This window comes from Bacillus sp. LNXM65 (genome assembly GCF_002998575.1).
Classification (GTDB): domain Bacteria; phylum Bacillota; class Bacilli; order Bacillales; family Bacillaceae; genus Bacillus.
In genome coordinates, this window is the sequence record NZ_PVRB01000004.1 from 82166 (window position 1) to 99139 (window position 16974).

Genomic DNA, 16974 nt, shown 5'->3' on the forward strand with positions numbered 1-16974 from the left:
ATTTTACACAAAATAAAGAGATTTTTCTTCTGATATGAGGAAATAAAAAAAATCTGCTGCCCGATCAGTCGCAATTGACTGAGATCAGGAAGCAGATTTTTTGGAGACACCTTTTAATACGAAGCCAATTAATAGGCTGTATACACACACCGTACCGAGTAAGAAAATCATTGTCATGTGATCACCGTCCATCCTTCATGATTGAGAATGTTTATCATTAATGAAAGTGTAGCACAATTGATAATGATTTTCAATATTAATTTAGCAAATACTGATTTAACGCTTTCTCCTCTGTTTGAATTCTTACAGCCATCATCCATGCATTTAAACACGTAAACAAAATGGCAGTGACATACGCCTCAAACAATAGAGGGATCAGCAAAAGCTCAATCGCCACGACTACATAGTTAGGGTGTTTCAACCAGCGATACGGCCCTTTTTTTACAATCATTGCGTTTGGCACGACTAAAATCTTCGTATTCCAGTACGTCCCAAGGGAGCATAATGCCCAGTATCGAATGACCTGTGTAGCCATCAGGAAAAGGAGCAGCACAAGAAAATACCGGGACGACCCCTTGTGTAAAAGCCCTGTCTCAACTATAAGTGAGAGAAAAAAGGCCGTATGCATAGCGACCATATAGGGATAATGACTAGCACCAAATTCAATGGCACCCATCGCTTTTACTTTTCTTTCATTTCTTTTGGCCACAAGCATTTCAATGAGCCGCTGACAAACGAAGAAACCGATAACAAGCCAAATGATCATGACAAGACCTCCTCCCATTTCATAAGCAGCAGTTCTGAGGAAAAGCCTGGACCAAGCGCCCCGCAAAGGCCAATATCCCCCGCTTCAGCTGATTGATGTTCAAGGAAATGCTTGATGACATACAAAACTGTGGCAGAGGACATATTTCCGTGTTGTTTGAGTACTTCTTTTGAAGAAAATAGCTGATCCTCTCGTAAAGATAGACTTTCAACATAGGCATCAATCACTTTTTTTCCTCCAGGATGGGCAAGAAAAACGGATAAGTCTTTAGTTGAACATCCAAGCTCCTCTAAAAATCGATCCACCTGCTCTTTTAACCAGCCTGAAATCATAGACGGAATGTCACGGGAGAAAATAACCCGAAAGCCGTCACTTGTAAATTCCCAGCCCATCACATCCTCAGAATCCTTCATCGTGACGGATTGTGTACTTAGTACTTTAGGGACTGTTTTTAAATGAGCATATTCTAGTGCAGCCGTTTCTCCAGCTAAAAGAGCCGCAGCCGTCCCGTCTCCAAATAAGGAGGTGCCGATTAAATTGCTTTTTGATTGATCTTGCGGCTGAAAGGTTAAACTGCACAGCTCACAGGCAACGACGAGCACCTTTGCTTCTGGATATGCCCTTATGTATTCATAAGCCCGAGACAGCCCTGCCGCACCACCCCCGCACCCTAGCCCCCAGATCGGTACTCGTTTCGTATAAGGAGAAAAAGGAAGTACGTTCATCAGCTTTGCATCAAGACTTGGGGTCGATAAGCCGGTACTTGAAATAAAAAACAGTGCATCGATCTCTTCAACCGGGATCGGCTTTTTCAGAAACGCCTGCTCTTGAAGACAATGTATGATTGCTTCTTTTGCATGAGCCAGTGCCTTCTCCAAATAGATATTGTTTTTCTCTTCAAAAGAGTGGTGCGTCTGATACCATTCAATGGGCTGTACAAATTGCCTGCTCTGAATTTCTCCATTCTGAAAAGCTCTCAGCAGCCGATCAATATCTTTAAACGATCGTTTAAATTGAGACCTAGCAAATTCAGCAGTTGTTTTCTGATCCACGTGATGCTTGGGGAGACTCGTTCCAACTGAAAGAATGTACGCCATCGGCTTCACCTCTTTTTTCGGTTAATATCCCCTATCGAAAAAAGGATATACATGCCAAATCGTCACAATTCAGTCAAAACATTTTCCTCCGTCTAACTTTTTGTCTTGACGACAATTGATAAATATTGGATAATATAGTTGAAAACATGATGTAGTTTTCCTCCTTCACAGGTTCGTTCCAAGCCAAGCGAACCTGCTTTTTTTATGCAAAAAAAACACCTCTAAAAGAGAAGTGCAGACCGTAGACAAACCCCACCTTTAATTCAAGTAAAAGTGGGGTTTTCACATAATTATAAAGGGTTACGCTGGACATTCAGCATCTACCGTGTCTACATTTAGTTTTCCGATTTTCTCTGTCACCTGTTTTACGAGTGAATCTAACATACGAGTATCATGAACATTGCCACCTGTGACCAGTGATCCAAAAATAAATCCTTTTGAATCACAAGCTGTATGAAAGGAAGAAGCAAATGACTTTTCACGTTCACCTTTTACATAGTAGCCAATCTCTGATTCAGTTGTACTGACTTTGATCTCTTTTGTTTCTTCTTTATTTTGTAGGGGTAAGAGCTTTTCTCCATGTTTTTCGCGATTGATAGCCTCTATCTCCAATATCCACATGAGCATCCTTTTTTTCAATGAAATCGTCTTTATACAACACTTTCATACGGAATCTCCCTTCGCTTCGCATTAATGGTTAAATCTGATGCTATCTTAGCGTATAAATATCAACGTTTCGATCATTATTCAGAATTATTTCATTTAAACATGAATGGATCACCTTTTTTTCTGATCAATACAAATCAATAACCATAAAATGCTAATTTATTTGATTATTATATATAAAAAGGTGTTTTTTTCCTGTATACTTAATCAATATGAACACCATGAAAAACAGTGAAAAAAGATAGAATCTACTACATGATTCGGCACAAAATTTAATTGACTGGAGTGATTGTAATGAAAAATGTGTCCAAAAAACAGACACCCTACAACACGATACTTCTCTCGAAGATAATTGGTTTAGTGCTTCTTACACTGTTTCTCTTTTTTATCTGGGATATGTCTAAACCCCATTTGCAGGCGACACATGGGCAAGCAAAAATTGTTGCCAACAGTGACTTCCGAGACACAAGCATCAGTCTGAAAGCAAAAGATCATTCTACAAGAACATTGGATACACATTTTAAGACCAATCCAAACCAACAGACAACGAATAAAACGGTCTTTTTAACATTTGATGATGGTCCTTCTGCTACATCAAATCAGCTGTTAAATGTATTAAAAGCACATCACGTGAAGGCGACATTCTTCATGCTTGGACCACAAATCCAAGCACACCAAGCAGCTGTGAAAAGACTTTATCAAGAAGGACATCAATTAGGGCTTCATGGCATGACGCATGATATAAACCGCTTTTATCAGAACAGTGAGTCTCCCGCAAATGAAATGAGAGAAGCTCAGCGCATTCTTGCTTCTGTTACAGGCGTTTACACCCGTCTTGTGAGAACACCCTATGGCAGTGTTCCAAATTTAACATATCATCAAAAAGTACGTTTAAACCAAAATGGCTTTATTTACTGGGATTGGACGATTGATAGCCTTGACTGGAGATATAAAAACTCACAATATGTTCCAGAGGTATTGAATCAACTGCAAATGTTTGAGAAAAATAAACCATGGGAACCAAAAGTTATTTTAATGCATGATCAACCCTCTACCACAAACTATTTAGATAGCCTGATTACACAGCTAAAAGCAAGGGGCTATACATTTGCAGTCATTAACGAAACAATGCTGCCGGTACAACATTAATAGCGCTAATCACAACAAGCCCGTATCCAAAAGATGCGGGTTTTCAACGTGTAGACAAACCCTCACACGCTCCGCTCCTTCCTAGGACTTCAAAGGTTTTCTATCAAGCTGAAAAGAAGACAAATAGCTAAAATAGAGATCATTTTAGCCCTTTGTCAACAATCTGAACACCTCTCCAAGAGAGGTGTTTACATAACAGATTGCTTAGGTTCTTCTATCAGATCCTGCCCTGTTTCTTTTTTAAATGGAATCATGTGATAAATAATATGAAGCAAAATAGCGGTAATGCTACCGGCCACGATTCCGTTACTTGTTAATAATTTCATTGATTCTGGCAAATGCTCAAACATTTGCGGCACGACGGTGACACCTAAGCCGATCCCAACTGAGCAAGCAACAATTAGTAGGTTTTCCTGTTTGGCAAAATCTACGCGCGAGAGCATTTTAATACCGTAGGCAATGACCATCCCAAACATGGCGACCATTGCGCCGCCAAGAACTGACTTTGGAATAATCGTCGTAAATGCAGCAATTTTAGGAAAAAGTCCAAATAACATGAGCAATGCTCCTGTCACAACGATGACTTGATTTTTCTTGACTCCTGTCAACTGGATCAACCCCACGTTTTGCGAGTAGGCTGTGTAAGGAAAGGCATTGAAGATACCGCCTAATAAAACAGCAATCCCCTCTGCGCGATAGCCTTTCGCTAAATCCTTCTCTTTTAATGACCGGTTTGTTAAATCACCTAATGCGAAATAAACACCTGTTGATTCGACTAATGACACAATGGCTACTAACGTCATGGTCATGATGGGTGCAAATTCAAAGGTAGGCATGCCGAAATAAAATGGTTCAATCATGCGGAAAACTTGAGCGTTCGCCACCTCAGCTGTTTCCACTTTCCCCATAAATGCAGCGACTGCTGTCCCAAGGAGAATACCGATTAAAATAGCGATCGCCTTCATAAAACCTTTTGTGAATCGATAGAGCAGCACAATGATAAACAGCACAAGGAAAGCGAGGCCTAGATTTTCAAAAGAACCATAATCTGCACTTCCTTCTCCACCTGCCATATTGTTCATCGCTACCGGAATAAGGGTAATGCCAATAATGGTGACGACAGACCCTGTCACAACAGGCGGGAAAAATTTCACAAGCTTCCCAAAGAAAAAGGAAAGAAGAATGATGATACATCCAGAAGCGATAATACTTCCATAGATAGACGAAATTCCATATTTAGAGCCAATCGCAATCATAGGAGAAACCGCAGTAAATGTACAGCCTAATACAACAGGCAGACCGATACCAAAGAAACGGTTTTTCCAAACTTGAAGGAGCGTGGCAGCCCCGCACATGAAAATATCTGCCGAGATTAAGTAAGTCAGCTGTGCAGGGGTGAGGCCGAGCGCATCTCCCACAATGAGCGGCACAAGAACGGCACCTGCATACATCGCCAGCACATGCTGAATCCCTAGCGAGAGCGTTTTGGCTTTTTTAGCGGCACTCATGATTGTACCTCCCGTACAAACGTGACTTTCCCTTCCTCAAGTGATTCAATACGTGCAAGGGACTCGACGCGGTAGCCCATTTGAACAAGCGCATTCCTTCCGGGCTGAAATGACTTTTCAATGACAATGCCAAATCCGGCTACTTTCGCCTTCGCCTGCTTTGCGATTGCGGCAAGCCCTTTAGCGGCTTCACCGTTCGCTAAAAAGTCATCAATGATTAATACACAATCTTTTTCACTGAGATGCGTATTTGAAACAGCGATCGTGCTTTCTACTTTTTTCGTAAAAGAGTACACACTCGCTGTTAATAGGTTATCTGTTAGTGTTAGTGATTGACGTTTTCGAGCAAAGACAACTGGTACTTGAAGAGCTAGTCCAGCCATCACAGCAGGTGCAATGCCAGAAGATTCGATTGTGACAATTTTTGTAATACCATCATGCTTGAATAATCTAGCAAACTCTTGCCCGATCTCATGCATTAACACAGGATCAATTTGATGATTTAAAAAGGCATCTACCTTTAACACTTGATTTGACAGAACGATTCCTTCGTTCTCAATTTTTTGACGTAACAATTCCATCATTCTTCCTCCCAGCATATTGGCAAACATTTTCATTTTTTGCATAAAAAAAGCATTGCTGTCCATGAGGAGCAAGCAATGCGAAAACGATCCACGGATCTTCAGCTCAAACAAGAGCTGTTTCATTTTGCTCACTCATAGTCGGACTGTATCGGTGTCCGGTAGAAACTTGCGTGCCATCATCACGCGATTATATGAGTGTTATAGTGTTCAAATTATAACAAGATTTCAGACGCTTGGAAAGCACTTTTCCAGAAAAATACCGAACTTAAATAATAGATCAGATCAAAACGTTCGTTTTTAGAATATTCAAGCATCAAAAAAGCACCCTTCTGAGCAAAGGGTGCCTTTTATTTAAGATAAATACAATTTCGTATATTTATCTGTTAAATAATCGATTAAATATTGCACATTTAATTCCTCACCAGTCGCATCTTGAATGATTTCAGATGGTTTTTTGCGTTTTCCATGCTGGTGAACATGTTCTGTGAGCCATTCTTTTATCGGTGCAAAAGACCCGTTTTGAATCAGCTCATCAAAATTCGGTAAATCTTTGATCATTTGGTGCTTTAGTTGCGCCGCATACATATAACCAAGCGCATATGAAGGGAAATATCCAAAGCTTCCATCAGACCAGTGAACATCCTGCAAAATGCCGAGTGCATCATTAGGAGGCGTAATGCCAAGATACGCTTTATATTTTTCATTCCACAGTGCAGGCAGGTCTTCAACTGCTACTTCTTCATTAAAAATCGCTTTTTCAATTTCATAGCGGATGATAATGTGAAGCGGATACGTCAGTTCATCTGCCTCAATTCGAATGTAAGTCGGCTTCGATTCATTCACTGCATGCACAAAGTCTTCTAAAGAGACATCTTTAAATTGCTCAGGAGACGCTTCTTGCAGCTTATGATAATACGTTTTCCAGAAATCTTCATGTCTGCCGATAAAATTCTCAAAGAAAAGAGACTGTGATTCATGGATCCCCATTGATGTGCCATCACATAATAGCGTTCCGCTCAGTGCCTCATCAATGTTTTGCTCGTAGATGGCATGACCACACTCATGAATCGTGCCAAAGATCGCCATCCGAAAATCATGCTCATCATAACGGGTCGTCACACGAACGTCCCCTCTGCTCAATGTCACAGCAAACGGATGAACCGTTGTATCCAGACGTCCTGCGTCAAAGTCATACCCCAATTCTTTTAAGAAGAAGAGACTCAGTTCCTTTTGTTTGTCGATCGGAAAACTTTTCGATAAAAATGAAGTATCCGGCTTATGAGGAGAGGCTTCGATTTTTTTCACGAGAGGAACAATGGCATCACGAAGTGCACCAAACTTTTGATCGAGCTGTTCAACTGTCATATCTGGCTCATAGTTATTGAGCAGCACATCGTATGGCGTTTGTTTCACGCCCCAATATTGAATAAAGCGCTTGTTAAAATCAATGAGCTGTTTTAAGTATGGTGCAAAGAGTGAAAAGTCTGATTTCTCCCTTGCTTCTACCCAGACATGCTCTGCTTTTGATTGCAAAATCGAGTATTCTTTAAATTCTTCTTTCGGAATTTTGCTGTTTTCATCATACTCTTTTTGTGATAATTCGAGCGCCTTTTGTGTATCTTTTGACAGCTCATCTCGATGTTTGTTTAATGCGTGAAGAAGATCTCTCATTTCATCAGAAGTCTTCATATTAAAAATATCACTTGATAATTGACCGATGGTTTCAGCTCTGAAATCGGCGCTTTTTTTAGGCGCCTGTGTTCTAGAGTCCCAATAAAGTAAATGGAGCGCCTCCGTATAATGGGCGATTTTTCCTAGTAATTGATAAAACGCTTTCTCTTTTGCTTCAAGACTCATACGTTTGTTCCCCCAATCAATAAAATATGTATGTACGTTTCAAGGCTACTTCAAGGAATGTTCTTTTGTCAATGAAAAAGGAGGATACTCAGATGGTATCCTCCTCTTTTCCTCGTTCGGGCGTTATTTAGATGATTGGCTTGACTGGCAGAACGGATTCAATTTTACTTTGAAGCTCTGTATCTTCCTTACGGTCAAAATAAATATGAATGGTTCCTGCATCTTGGCTTGTCCGAATCAGCCTTCCAATACCTTGTCGCAAGCGCAGCAGCATATACGGAAGGTCAACTTCAGCACGAGCATCCTTTGCTTCATTCCGTTTTGCCTCAAATACCGGATCATGAGGCGGGTAAGGAAGTCCCCAGATGATCACATTTGTTAGTGATTGTCCTGGAATATCCAGCCCTTCCCAAAGGTGAACAGAGCATAACACGGATGTCTCATCTGCTTGGAACTTTTGAACAATCGTGCTGATTTCCTCGTCTCCCTCAAAATACACGTGGAAAGGCAGTGATTCATCCGATGCCTCAAGCTGCTTTCTAAAGAAATGAAGTTCATCAAATGAAGGGAACAAAATCAGAGATCGTCCTCCGTTTTCTTTCAGCTGAGTGATCACTTGCTGTCCTTTTGCCTCTTGCTCTTGAAGCTGCTGAATCCCGTGGAAATAAATCTTCATTTGCTCATCGTAATCATACGGAGAAGCGACACTCATTGATAAATAATCTTTGATCCCAAGACTTTCAGCTAAATAATCAAAGGATTGATTTTCAGACAATGTAGCAGAAGAGAAAATGTATGGTCTTTTTTGCGAGAATACTTTTTCACCAAGCACCTCTGCGACTGTCTTTGGCATCACAACAAATGTCGTATCTAACTCCTGCTTTTCAAGCCAGCTAATCGCATTTTTTTGATATAGCGACAGAGAATACGCCATTTGTTCAATGTACTCTTCCACAACAGACAATTCGTATTGATCGATTGTATACATCTCTGATTCAAACACGAGTGCTTCTCCGATTTTTTCAAGCAAATCACACAATTCACTTGCAGACCGCTTCACTTCATCCACACGTCCAATTTCAAGTCGATGCGAGCCCTTGATTTCTTTGGCATGTGTTTTTAAGAGATAGAAGAACTCATCGTTTGTGGCAAGTGCATCTTCAACGAGCTCGGCAAACTCTTCACGTATATCGTTTTGCAACAGGCGCTCTAAAAATGTTTCGAGCATTGATTGCTTCACTCGGTACGTCAGTGCTTTTTGTGCGGCAAATTCAAGAAGGTGCCCTTCATCAAATACGACGGAGCTATGTTCTGGAAGCAGCGGAAGCTGGCCCTCGCGTTTGCGGGATTCCTTCGTCCACACATGCTCCATGTAAAAATCATGAGAACAGATGATGAGATCGGTTGCTTTCCGGTAATGATCTCTTGATAAATTCAGACCGCAGCGATGACGCATATCGCACGTCAAGCAGTCTTGAAACGAGTCATAGCCAATGCGTGACCATTCATCATTTGATAGTTCTGGATACTCTTTTCGATCACCATACGGATAAAAGTTTTGCATGCCATGTGATTCATGAACAAATGAAGGAAGCGATTCATAAATATCGAGCCACTTCTCATCATCTTCACGCTGCATGGTTTTCTCTAGTTTCTTTAAGCATAAATATTGGTCATGCGATTTACTTAATCTCGCATCTATTTGAATATCAAGGTGATTGGCAATTTTATAGATATCACCCTCTTGTTTCACCAGCTGTTCAATTAACGTTTCGTCTGCACATGCAATAATCGCAGGTTTCCCTGTATACCTTGCATATGTGACCGCAAATAATAGATAGACGATGGTTTTGCCTGTGCCTACCCCAGCTTCGGCAAACATCACACTTTTTTCTTTAAAGGCTCTTTCTAGTTGAAAAGCCATAAATATTTGTTCATCTCGAAGATCAAAGCCCTTTTCTGGCAAAATGTCATAGAACACATCACCAATCCAGTTGCCCAGTTCTTCGTAAAAATTATGTTCTTTTGATAATGAAAAAGGCAAACGAGATGCTGTCACCTGCTTCAACCCCCAACTTTTGAATCATTCAGACATTCAATAGTAACATTTATGCTGGGGAATGACAATCTTTTTTACGACCGCAAACGATGTTGATAGGTTTCTTTCATTAAAAATGCATGCTCTGAACGCTCTATGTAAGCCTGAGCAAGCGCTAAATCTTCGATGGCTGCTGTCAACTGAGCAGATTGTCCACCTTCTTGCCCTTCAATTTTTTGAGCAGTCGAAGCAAGTGCTTTTTGGATTAACTGAAATTGATCATATTGTATCATGGAGACACCTCTTTTTTTAAAATCAAGTTCAGTTTATTCCGTCCCGTGAAGGTTTATACCTTTCTGCGATAAAAAAAGCCACACCTTCTGTAGGTGTGACCATTTTTTTATGATTCAGTTGTCTGTTTTCTAGGCGGGCGTTTTCCCCAATATTGGTAATAGTCTGTTTTAATAAAACCATTAAACAGTTTTCTCTTTTTCGTTGCTTTTCTGCCGAAGCACTCTTCGAACTTTTCGTGTGACGTTAAGATGTAAATGGACCAAGTATCTAGGCTCTTAAATGCTTCGCCCATTCCTTGATACATTTTTTCAACAGCTGGTTTATCACTGAGTCGTTCTCCGTAAGGCGGATTTCCGACAATCACACCATACTCTTCTTTCGTTTGAAAGTCTTTCACTTGCATTTGTTTAAATTGAATCAATTCACTTAGACCAGCTTCTTCAGCATTCATTTGTGCAATGTCTACCATCCGATGGTCGATATCACTTGCAATAATGTGGAGCGGCTGATCATAGTTTGCTTTTTCTTCCACTTCGTGACGCGCTTTGTTCCAAACGTCTTCACCAATCCATTCCCATGACTCGGACGCAAATTCCCGGTTAAATCCTGGGGCAATGTTTTGTCCTATCATGGCCGCTTCAATAGCGATTGTTCCTGACCCGCAGAAAGGGTCAACAAACGGACGGTCAGGTGTCCAGTTTGTTAATAGCACGAGTGCAGCCGCAAGGGTTTCTTTAATAGGTGCTCCGCCTTGATCCATGCGGTACCCTCGTTTATGAAGACCCACACCAGATGTATCAAGCGTGAGCACAGCTTTATCTTTTAAAAGGGCAACCTCAATTTTATACTCAGGTCCTGTTTCTTCAAGCCATTCAGACTGTATGTTGTAAGAGGAAATGAGCTTTTGCGCGATCGCCTTTTTGACGATACGCTGACAATCCGGCACACTGGCAAGCTGTGATTTCACAGATTTACCGATGACAGGGAACGTGCTGTTTTTCGGTAAAAAAGCGGACCAGTCAATCGCCTTCGTCCGTTCAAACAGCTCATCGAATGTTTTTGCCGAAAATTCAGCTACTTGTACCTTAATCCGGTCTGCTGTACGCAGCCAAAGGTTCGCACGGCAAATCGCAAGAGCATCCCCCTCGAAAATCACTTTTCCATTGTCTACTGTGCAGTCATAGCCAAGGTCTCTTACTTCTTTTGCAACAATCGCTTCAATTCCCATTGGAGCTGTTGCGATGAGTGTATAGGTTTTCATTGTTTTATCACCTGTTTTCTCGTCCTTTTATGTATTCAAGATAAAAGCTCTCCATATGTTGAAATAGGAGAGCTTTGTTTTCATCATGTTTATAATAACGGATATAACGTTCTGTAAGCCATGTTTTGTTCCATCGTACTGCAAACGGCAAATGCCTCGTACTCAGGTGGTAATCATCTATCTACAGAATACTCTGTCCTTCTCTCCGTTTGGTTCCTTTGAGAAAGTTCCCCTACCAAGTTTGGGTTTCTCGCTCGAGGGGTTTACCGCGTTCCACTCTCACCATTTCTAGTGAGACTTCGTCACTGTGGCACTTTCAAGGATACTTTGCCATATCCTAAAAGGACGTAGGCATTTTTCCTGCCGTCAGCCTTTCCCAGGCTGCCCTGGCTTATTTTTTCGCCAGGCACGAACACTACGGGCATCTCAGCACCGTGCGAGCATGGACTTTCCTCTGCAATGTCTAAAAGCATTGCAGCGATTACCCGAACGTTAATCAATAATCGTTATTATAAACGACAATGACATCAGGCACAAGCTTTTTTCAGCAAGGCTCAATCATAAAGTTTGCTGCCGAAAACGTGTTTCTCAAGGTTAGATAGTCTTTTTAAAATATCAAAGTTTGTTGTATTAGACTGTGCAGGCTGTCTTTTTCCTTGCTCAACGGCTTCTTCAAGCTGTTTAGACAAATGGAGGTTTTCTTGTTGAAGCTTTTCGATTTCTTGGTTGAATGTCTCATAGTCTTTAATGACCATATCTAAAAATTTATCGACTTCTTCTTGTTTGTATCCTCTGACACCTGTTTTAAATTCTTTTTCTAAAATTTCTTTCGCAGAAAGCTTTACTTTATCAGCAAGCATCTTTTTCACCTCATATCGTGAATTCATAGTATATTTTTTCAGAAATACGTGACGTTGTCAAATTTTCTCTTGCTTTTAGTCAAAAAACGGATCTTCTGCCTCAACTTGCGCTCTCAAATCATCCATTGTGATGTACATAATGGGGTAATCGGTATAGGTTTCCGCTTCTTTGATCATGTACTTTGGCGAGCCATCATGCTCAGGATCATAAAGGACGAGAAGGCCATCTGTTTTTTCAATAAAAAAACGGTTCTTTTGTTTAAATTGTGCCGGACTTTCATACGGTCTATGCGTGACACTTTCTACAAAATCGGCCTGTGCAAGAATCCCTTCATACAACTCTTTGTTTTGTTCATTCCAGCGCTCTTCCTGTTCATAAAATGGTGTAATGACGGCCAGTTTTAACGCTGGATACTCCTCTTGAAGCTCAAATACCACTTCGGCAGTCCAGATTTCTGCCCCAAGCTGGCCTGATATGAGAACCCATTCCAGGCCTTCTTCAATCAGGGCTGTCAGCCTTTTTTGAAGCTCCGCTTTTATGTATTGAAGTGCAGGCTCGTCTTGTTTGAATATCCCAAGCTCAAATGGCTTGTACCCTGTGACAGCAATAATTTTCATTTTTTCACCTGCTTTTAAAAAAAGGGACTTCTAAAAGTCCCATTTCACTTTATCTGTTACAGCAAGGTCCACCGCAGTTAAAGTGTTGATGTGTTGCCGGGTCCACCTGAGAAAACGTATGCGGGAAGTAGTGAACATGTTTGAAATTTTGATGGTGAACATTTGTCACATGCTGCGGATGGATATGCGGCACAATTGTTGTTGAATCGCTGTGTGTACAGCAATGATTCGTCGGATGAACAATTGGCTGTGTAACATTCGGCTGGCAATGATGATGATGATGGTACATGTAGCATTCCCCTCTCCTTAATTTTCTTACATTAACAATGTATGAATTAAGAGGTGTACATGTACTAATGCATTAACCTATTTTAAAAGTTTGCAAGAAAAACATCCTTATAGTTTGAAAACACAAAAGCGACCAAAATGACAACAAGAAAAAACAAGTAGAAAAGACCCTTATACATGCTCTACGCTCCTCATTCAATATCTAACGTTATTTTACAGGATTCGTGACTTTTCTACAATAAAAGTGCTAAACAATTTTTATTTTCGGCCGAGAGCCGAACGTTGTCATGTTTTGCGCTTTCCCGGGCAATAATGTTCATTGCCCAGCTTTTCTCAAGAGACGTTTTTTTCGCTTCTCAAGTTCTTCCGTGTCTCGCTGACTTAACGATGAGAAAGATAATAACGATTCAGTGATGGATAGAGCTGACCTTGCATTTTTTTGACGATGCTCTTTACACTTCGCAAGCTCTATACCCGCTTTTAATGCTAAATGGACATCGCTTGATTTAAATAATTTTTCCCATATTTGAACCGCTTCATCCCACTCGTTTTGTCGTTTATATTGTAAGGAAAGATCATAAGACGCCTGATTCGCATGCTCAAAATCAGCATCCGTTAATTTTTGCAAATGCTTCGTTGCTTCCTGTACATCACGATGAGCAAGATGCCACCTGGCGAGCGCATACTTCTCATTGTGTTCCTTTACCGCATCCTCAGATAGTATTTTTTTGGATAGATGAATGTAGAGGCTGATTAACGATAAGACGTCTAGTTCATTATGAGTCAAGATCCCTTCAATCAGCTTCGGATTTTGTTCCTTTAAAAAATGAAAATAAATCATCGGTGCCAAAAACCCCGGCGTGTCGTTTTCACGATGCACGTGCAGCTCTTCTTTTTCCACAACGGATAGCGCCATTCGTTCATATTTATGCTTCCACAATCGTCTAGATCCGTGCAGAAGATCAAAATGTCCGAATTCAGGAAGTGCAGGGATTTGATCTCGTAAGAGCGTATGTCTCGTTTTCACTTGCGGCCAGTCGAACGATTTACCATTATATGTAACCAATGATTCTACGTTTACTTCATCGAGAAAGCTTTTGTACAGAGCCGCTTCATTTCCTGGATTGGTGAGCAGGTGCTGTTTCACCACCACTTTGTCGGAAAAGACACGTGCATGTCCAAGCAAGAAAATCATATTTCCCGTACCGCCAGATAATCCTGTTGTTTCTGTATCAAAGAAAAACAGCTCGTGCGACTCGTACCCTTTAGCCGATAGCGAATGCTGGATGCCGCTTTCGTTCCATGCCTCGATGATCTTCGGCAGTTCCGCAAACGCATAGCGCCCATGCTGATCTTCTAATGAATAGGTGACTTCCCGAATCAGACAAAAGGAACCCTCAAAGTGATAAGGAGATACACCTAATGTTTCCCATTCTTTTAAAAATGGGATATTTTCTGAAGTCACAGGCTGTGGTTGTCCTTCTAAAGTTTTCTGCCGGTTTTCATGTGTCTGATTGTGCGATAGGTGCTTCTTCATTCTGTTTAATTTCCCTTTTAAAGACATGAGCAGGTGTCCCCCTCCTTTCCCTTAAAATACGGACATCAATTCAACGATGCTGCTTTTTCCGCTCACCTCTTTCATTTCCATGCCAATGCAGGATGGACAGCCATTTTCACAGCGGCACCGCTCAATCAGCTGAATGGCTGCGCCTGCTATTTCATCGAAACGAGCTTGTACTTCCTTGCTTAAGCCGATTCCGCCAGGGTAGTGGTCATATAAAAAGACCGTCGGTTTTCCGGTATGTGCCGCTTTAATTTGTGAAACAACATGAATATCAGAACGGTCACACATCACAAAAGCAGGTACAATGTGCTGAAGAACATTTGCGATGCCAAGCAGCAGCTGTTCAAGTGTTTTCTCTTCAAATCTCCGCTCTGCTTCATGTAATTCAAACCAAGCAGCACTCGTATGAATTTCTTCTTCCGGCAAGTGAATCGGTCCAGAGCCGATATTTTCACCGGTACTTAGCCGGATTTTTTTAAAAATCGTCGGCATTGCGTTGACAGTCACATCACCGTAGTGAACAGATACGGCTTCCTTCTCTGTCGTCTGATCGATTTCAAGCACCTTAAGTTGAACAGCTAAATTCGCATCCGTATAATATTCTACATCTACTTGTTTCACATAAGCCTTCAGATGCTCGTAATCTAGCTTTTCCACTTGATACTGAACCCCTTCGTGTAAATAAATGGCTTCATCATGAAGCAGCGTCATCGCACTGAATCGATCCATCTCTCCAATAATCCGAACATTCGCCACATCTGATTGATCCACAATCACCACATTTTCCTGGCTTGCAGACCGGAGGCTGATGCCATGCGCTGGGAACGATTGATCTGACCAATAATACCGGTTCCCGCTAAAATGAAGAACACCTTCCTCATGTAAGTATTGCAAAATCTCTTCTACCTCCATGCCGCCAAACTGTTCATCCTCCCGAAACGGAAGCTCGTAGGATGCACATTTTAGATGATCCACTAAGATAATGAGGTTTTCAGGGTTGATTCTGGCAGCTTCAGGCGGCCTGTTAAAGAAATATTCAGGGTGTCTGACAATATATTGATCAAGAGGTGAGGAGCTTGCCACCATAATTATGAGTGCTTCCTCATGACGCCTTCCAGCTCGTCCTGCCTGCTGCCATGTACTCGCTACACTGCCAGGATACCCTGTCATGATACAGACCTTTAGCTGACCTATATCCACTCCTAATTCTAGTGCGTTTGTGCTGACGACACCTAGAATGTCTCCTTCTCTCAATCCTTTTTCAATCACTCGCCGCTCTTTTGGTAAATAGCCTCCGCGATATCCACGAATCGATTTTGGACCGATCTCTTTTTTCACTAGCTCTTGAATATGGCTTAAAATCACTTCAACTCTTACTCTGCTTCTAGCAAAAACAATCGTTTGGATTTTTTCTTTCAAAAAAGTTTTTGCCAATTGATTGACAACAGTGGCGGCACTTTGTCTAATATTTAATGGTTTATTCACAACTGGCGGGTTGTAAAACACAAAATTCTTTTTACCGCTAGGTGCCCCGTTTCGTTCAATCAGATGCCCCTTGCTCCCCGTTAGCTGCTGCGCTAGCTCTTTTGGATTCGCAATCGTTGCGGAAGTACAAATAAAAACCGGTTCACTTCCATAAAATGCACAAATTCGTTTTAACCTGCGAATCACATTGGCCACATGACTGCCAAATACACCTCGATATGTATGAAGCTCATCAATGACAATATACTTCAAATTCTCAAACAAGCTGACCCATTTCGTATGATGAGGCAAAATGGCTGAATGCAGCATATCCGGGTTTGTGATGACAATATGTCCTGCTTGTCTGACTCGCTGCCGAATGGCCGGAGAGGTGTCTCCGTCATATGTTTCACTATGAATCGGAACATCCATCTCGTGGATGATCTCGTTAAGTTCACTTTTTTGATCTTGTGCGAGCGCTTTTGTTGGGAATAAATAAAGGGAGCGGCTTGTCTGATCTTCTGCGATCGACTGAAGGACAGGCAGATTGTAGCAAAGCGTTTTACCTGAAGCTGTTGGTGTGACGGTTACCACATGATCTCCATCCATCACACGTTCAAAGGCTTCCTTTTGATGAATGTAGAGTTCGCTCACGCCTCGTTTCTCAAGCGCCTTTTTCAGCCTGTCGTTCACCCTTTCAGGAACCGGAGAGGTCTGTGCAGGCTTCGCATCAATTTCATGCCAATGTTCTACCTGTTCGTCTTTCTTTAATTCTTCTATGAGTTCGTTCATTGTTTTCTTTTTCATATCGCATCACCTCTCTTACATAGTGTACCGAATATTTGTTTGCATGACTAGGCGGCAATTTTTTGATGCGCAGCCTATGAGCAAATACTTTGAAGTGTTGTAACAGTATCTATTACACTTCTATAGTGAAATGATTTTATCAAGGAAGAAGAT

General features: G+C 41.4%; 15 protein-coding genes, 1 other RNA gene, 1 pseudogene and 1 riboswitch. Of the genes and pseudogenes, 1 reads left to right on the forward strand and 16 read right to left on the reverse strand.

Annotated features, from left to right (window positions below):
* Window positions 1–84: 84 nt before the first annotated feature.
* The 4 genes and pseudogenes from fbpC to C6Y03_RS08860 all read right to left on the reverse strand — a co-directional run.
* Complete coding sequence (fbpC, locus tag C6Y03_RS08845; RefSeq protein WP_306172627.1) at window positions 85–192, reverse strand: Fur-regulated basic protein FbpC; 108 nt, start codon at window positions 190–192, stop codon at window positions 85–87.
* Between the two features lie 64 nt (window positions 193–256).
* Window positions 257–766, reverse strand: coding sequence for an isoprenylcysteine carboxyl methyltransferase family protein (locus tag C6Y03_RS08850; RefSeq protein WP_106039194.1), 510 nt, complete (start codon window positions 764–766; stop codon window positions 257–259).
* A complete protein-coding gene (locus C6Y03_RS08855; protein WP_106039195.1) occupies window positions 763–1863 on the reverse strand; it encodes a type III polyketide synthase in 1101 nt (366 codons plus the stop codon). Before C6Y03_RS08855 ends, C6Y03_RS08850 begins: the two co-directional genes overlap by 4 nt.
* Before the next feature lie 315 nt (window positions 1864–2178).
* Window positions 2179–2460: pseudogene (locus C6Y03_RS08860) on the reverse strand (IS5/IS1182 family transposase); the annotation flags it as partial.
* Window positions 2461–2823: 363 nt separating this feature from the next.
* Between C6Y03_RS08860 and C6Y03_RS08865 the strand changes: the two are divergent.
* Window positions 2824–3678 carry a polysaccharide deacetylase family protein gene (locus C6Y03_RS08865; protein ID WP_106039196.1) on the forward strand — a complete coding sequence of 285 codons (855 nt, stop codon included), beginning with the start codon at window positions 2824–2826 and terminating at the stop codon, window positions 3676–3678.
* A gap of 188 nt (window positions 3679–3866) precedes the next feature.
* On the opposite strand, the gene pbuX is transcribed toward C6Y03_RS08865, so the two are convergent.
* The 12 genes from pbuX to C6Y03_RS08925 form a co-directional block, all read right to left on the reverse strand.
* A complete protein-coding gene (gene pbuX, locus C6Y03_RS08870) occupies window positions 3867–5186 on the reverse strand; it encodes a xanthine permease PbuX (RefSeq protein WP_106039197.1) in 1320 nt (439 codons plus the stop codon).
* Entirely contained in the window at window positions 5183–5767 is a 585-nt protein-coding gene (gene xpt / locus C6Y03_RS08875) for a xanthine phosphoribosyltransferase (RefSeq protein ID WP_034661972.1), read from the reverse strand. Before xpt ends, pbuX begins: the two co-directional genes overlap by 4 nt.
* A gap of 118 nt (window positions 5768–5885) precedes the next feature.
* A riboswitch (purine riboswitch) is annotated at window positions 5886–5985 on the reverse strand.
* A gap of 136 nt (window positions 5986–6121) precedes the next feature.
* Complete coding sequence (locus C6Y03_RS08880; protein WP_034661008.1) at window positions 6122–7627, reverse strand: carboxypeptidase M32; 1506 nt, start codon at window positions 7625–7627, stop codon at window positions 6122–6124.
* 127 nt (window positions 7628–7754) lie between these two features.
* Window positions 7755–9686 (reverse strand): ATP-dependent DNA helicase, encoded by a 1932-nt coding sequence (locus C6Y03_RS08885; protein WP_034661009.1) that lies wholly within the window; start codon window positions 9684–9686, stop codon window positions 7755–7757.
* Between the two features lie 74 nt (window positions 9687–9760).
* A complete protein-coding gene (locus C6Y03_RS08890) occupies window positions 9761–9958 on the reverse strand; it encodes a hypothetical protein (RefSeq protein WP_034661010.1) in 198 nt (65 codons plus the stop codon).
* Between the two features lie 107 nt (window positions 9959–10065).
* Window positions 10066–11220, reverse strand: coding sequence for a THUMP domain-containing class I SAM-dependent RNA methyltransferase (locus C6Y03_RS08895; protein ID WP_060596713.1), 1155 nt, complete (start codon window positions 11218–11220; stop codon window positions 10066–10068).
* Between the two features lie 109 nt (window positions 11221–11329).
* An RNA gene (rnpB, locus tag C6Y03_RS08900) (RNase P RNA component class B) lies at window positions 11330–11713 on the reverse strand.
* A 61-nt stretch (window positions 11714–11774) separates the two neighbouring features.
* Window positions 11775–12080, reverse strand: a complete 306-nt coding sequence (gene gpsB, locus C6Y03_RS08905; RefSeq protein WP_012010336.1) for a cell division regulator GpsB — start codon at window positions 12078–12080, stop codon at window positions 11775–11777.
* A gap of 75 nt (window positions 12081–12155) precedes the next feature.
* Complete coding sequence (locus C6Y03_RS08910; RefSeq protein ID WP_170938393.1) at window positions 12156–12698, reverse strand: SLOG family protein; 543 nt, start codon at window positions 12696–12698, stop codon at window positions 12156–12158.
* A 49-nt stretch (window positions 12699–12747) separates the two neighbouring features.
* Window positions 12748–12987: a spore coat protein CotD gene (gene cotD / locus C6Y03_RS08915; protein ID WP_034661015.1), complete on the reverse strand. Its 240-nt coding sequence runs from the start codon at window positions 12985–12987 to the stop codon at window positions 12748–12750.
* Window positions 12988–13302: 315 nt separating this feature from the next.
* Window positions 13303–14550, reverse strand: coding sequence for a ribonuclease H-like domain-containing protein (locus C6Y03_RS08920; RefSeq protein ID WP_106039198.1), 1248 nt, complete (start codon window positions 14548–14550; stop codon window positions 13303–13305).
* A 24-nt stretch (window positions 14551–14574) separates the two neighbouring features.
* Window positions 14575–16821 (reverse strand): DEAD/DEAH box helicase, encoded by a 2247-nt coding sequence (locus C6Y03_RS08925; RefSeq protein WP_106039199.1) that lies wholly within the window; start codon window positions 16819–16821, stop codon window positions 14575–14577.
* Window positions 16822–16974 lie beyond the last annotated feature (153 nt).

Coding starts and splice junctions, on each gene's coding strand:
- fbpC (WP_306172627.1), bottom strand. CDS start 192: ATGGACGGTGATCACATGACAATGATTTTCTTACTCGGTACGGTGTGT.
- C6Y03_RS08850 (WP_106039194.1), bottom strand. CDS start 766: ATGATCATTTGGCTTGTTATCGGTTTCTTCGTTTGTCAGCGGCTCATT.
- C6Y03_RS08855 (WP_106039195.1), bottom strand. CDS start 1,863: ATGGCGTACATTCTTTCAGTTGGAACGAGTCTCCCCAAGCATCACGTG.
- C6Y03_RS08865 (WP_106039196.1), top strand. CDS start 2,824: ATGAAAAATGTGTCCAAAAAACAGACACCCTACAACACGATACTTCTC.
- pbuX (WP_106039197.1), bottom strand. CDS start 5,186: ATGAGTGCCGCTAAAAAAGCCAAAACGCTCTCGCTAGGGATTCAGCAT.
- xpt (WP_034661972.1), bottom strand. CDS start 5,767: ATGGAATTGTTACGTCAAAAAATTGAGAACGAAGGAATCGTTCTGTCA.
- C6Y03_RS08880 (WP_034661008.1), bottom strand. CDS start 7,627: ATGAGTCTTGAAGCAAAAGAGAAAGCGTTTTATCAATTACTAGGAAAA.
- C6Y03_RS08890 (WP_034661010.1), bottom strand. CDS start 9,958: ATGATACAATATGATCAATTTCAGTTAATCCAAAAAGCACTTGCTTCG.
- C6Y03_RS08895 (WP_060596713.1), bottom strand. CDS start 11,220: ATGAAAACCTATACACTCATCGCAACAGCTCCAATGGGAATTGAAGCG.
- gpsB (WP_012010336.1), bottom strand. CDS start 12,080: ATGCTTGCTGATAAAGTAAAGCTTTCTGCGAAAGAAATTTTAGAAAAA.
- C6Y03_RS08910 (WP_170938393.1), bottom strand. CDS start 12,698: ATGAAAATTATTGCTGTCACAGGGTACAAGCCATTTGAGCTTGGGATA.
- cotD (WP_034661015.1), bottom strand. CDS start 12,987: ATGTACCATCATCATCATCATTGCCAGCCGAATGTTACACAGCCAATT.
- C6Y03_RS08920 (WP_106039198.1), bottom strand. CDS start 14,550: ATGTCTTTAAAAGGGAAATTAAACAGAATGAAGAAGCACCTATCGCAC.
- C6Y03_RS08925 (WP_106039199.1), bottom strand. CDS start 16,821: ATGAAAAAGAAAACAATGAACGAACTCATAGAAGAATTAAAGAAAGAC.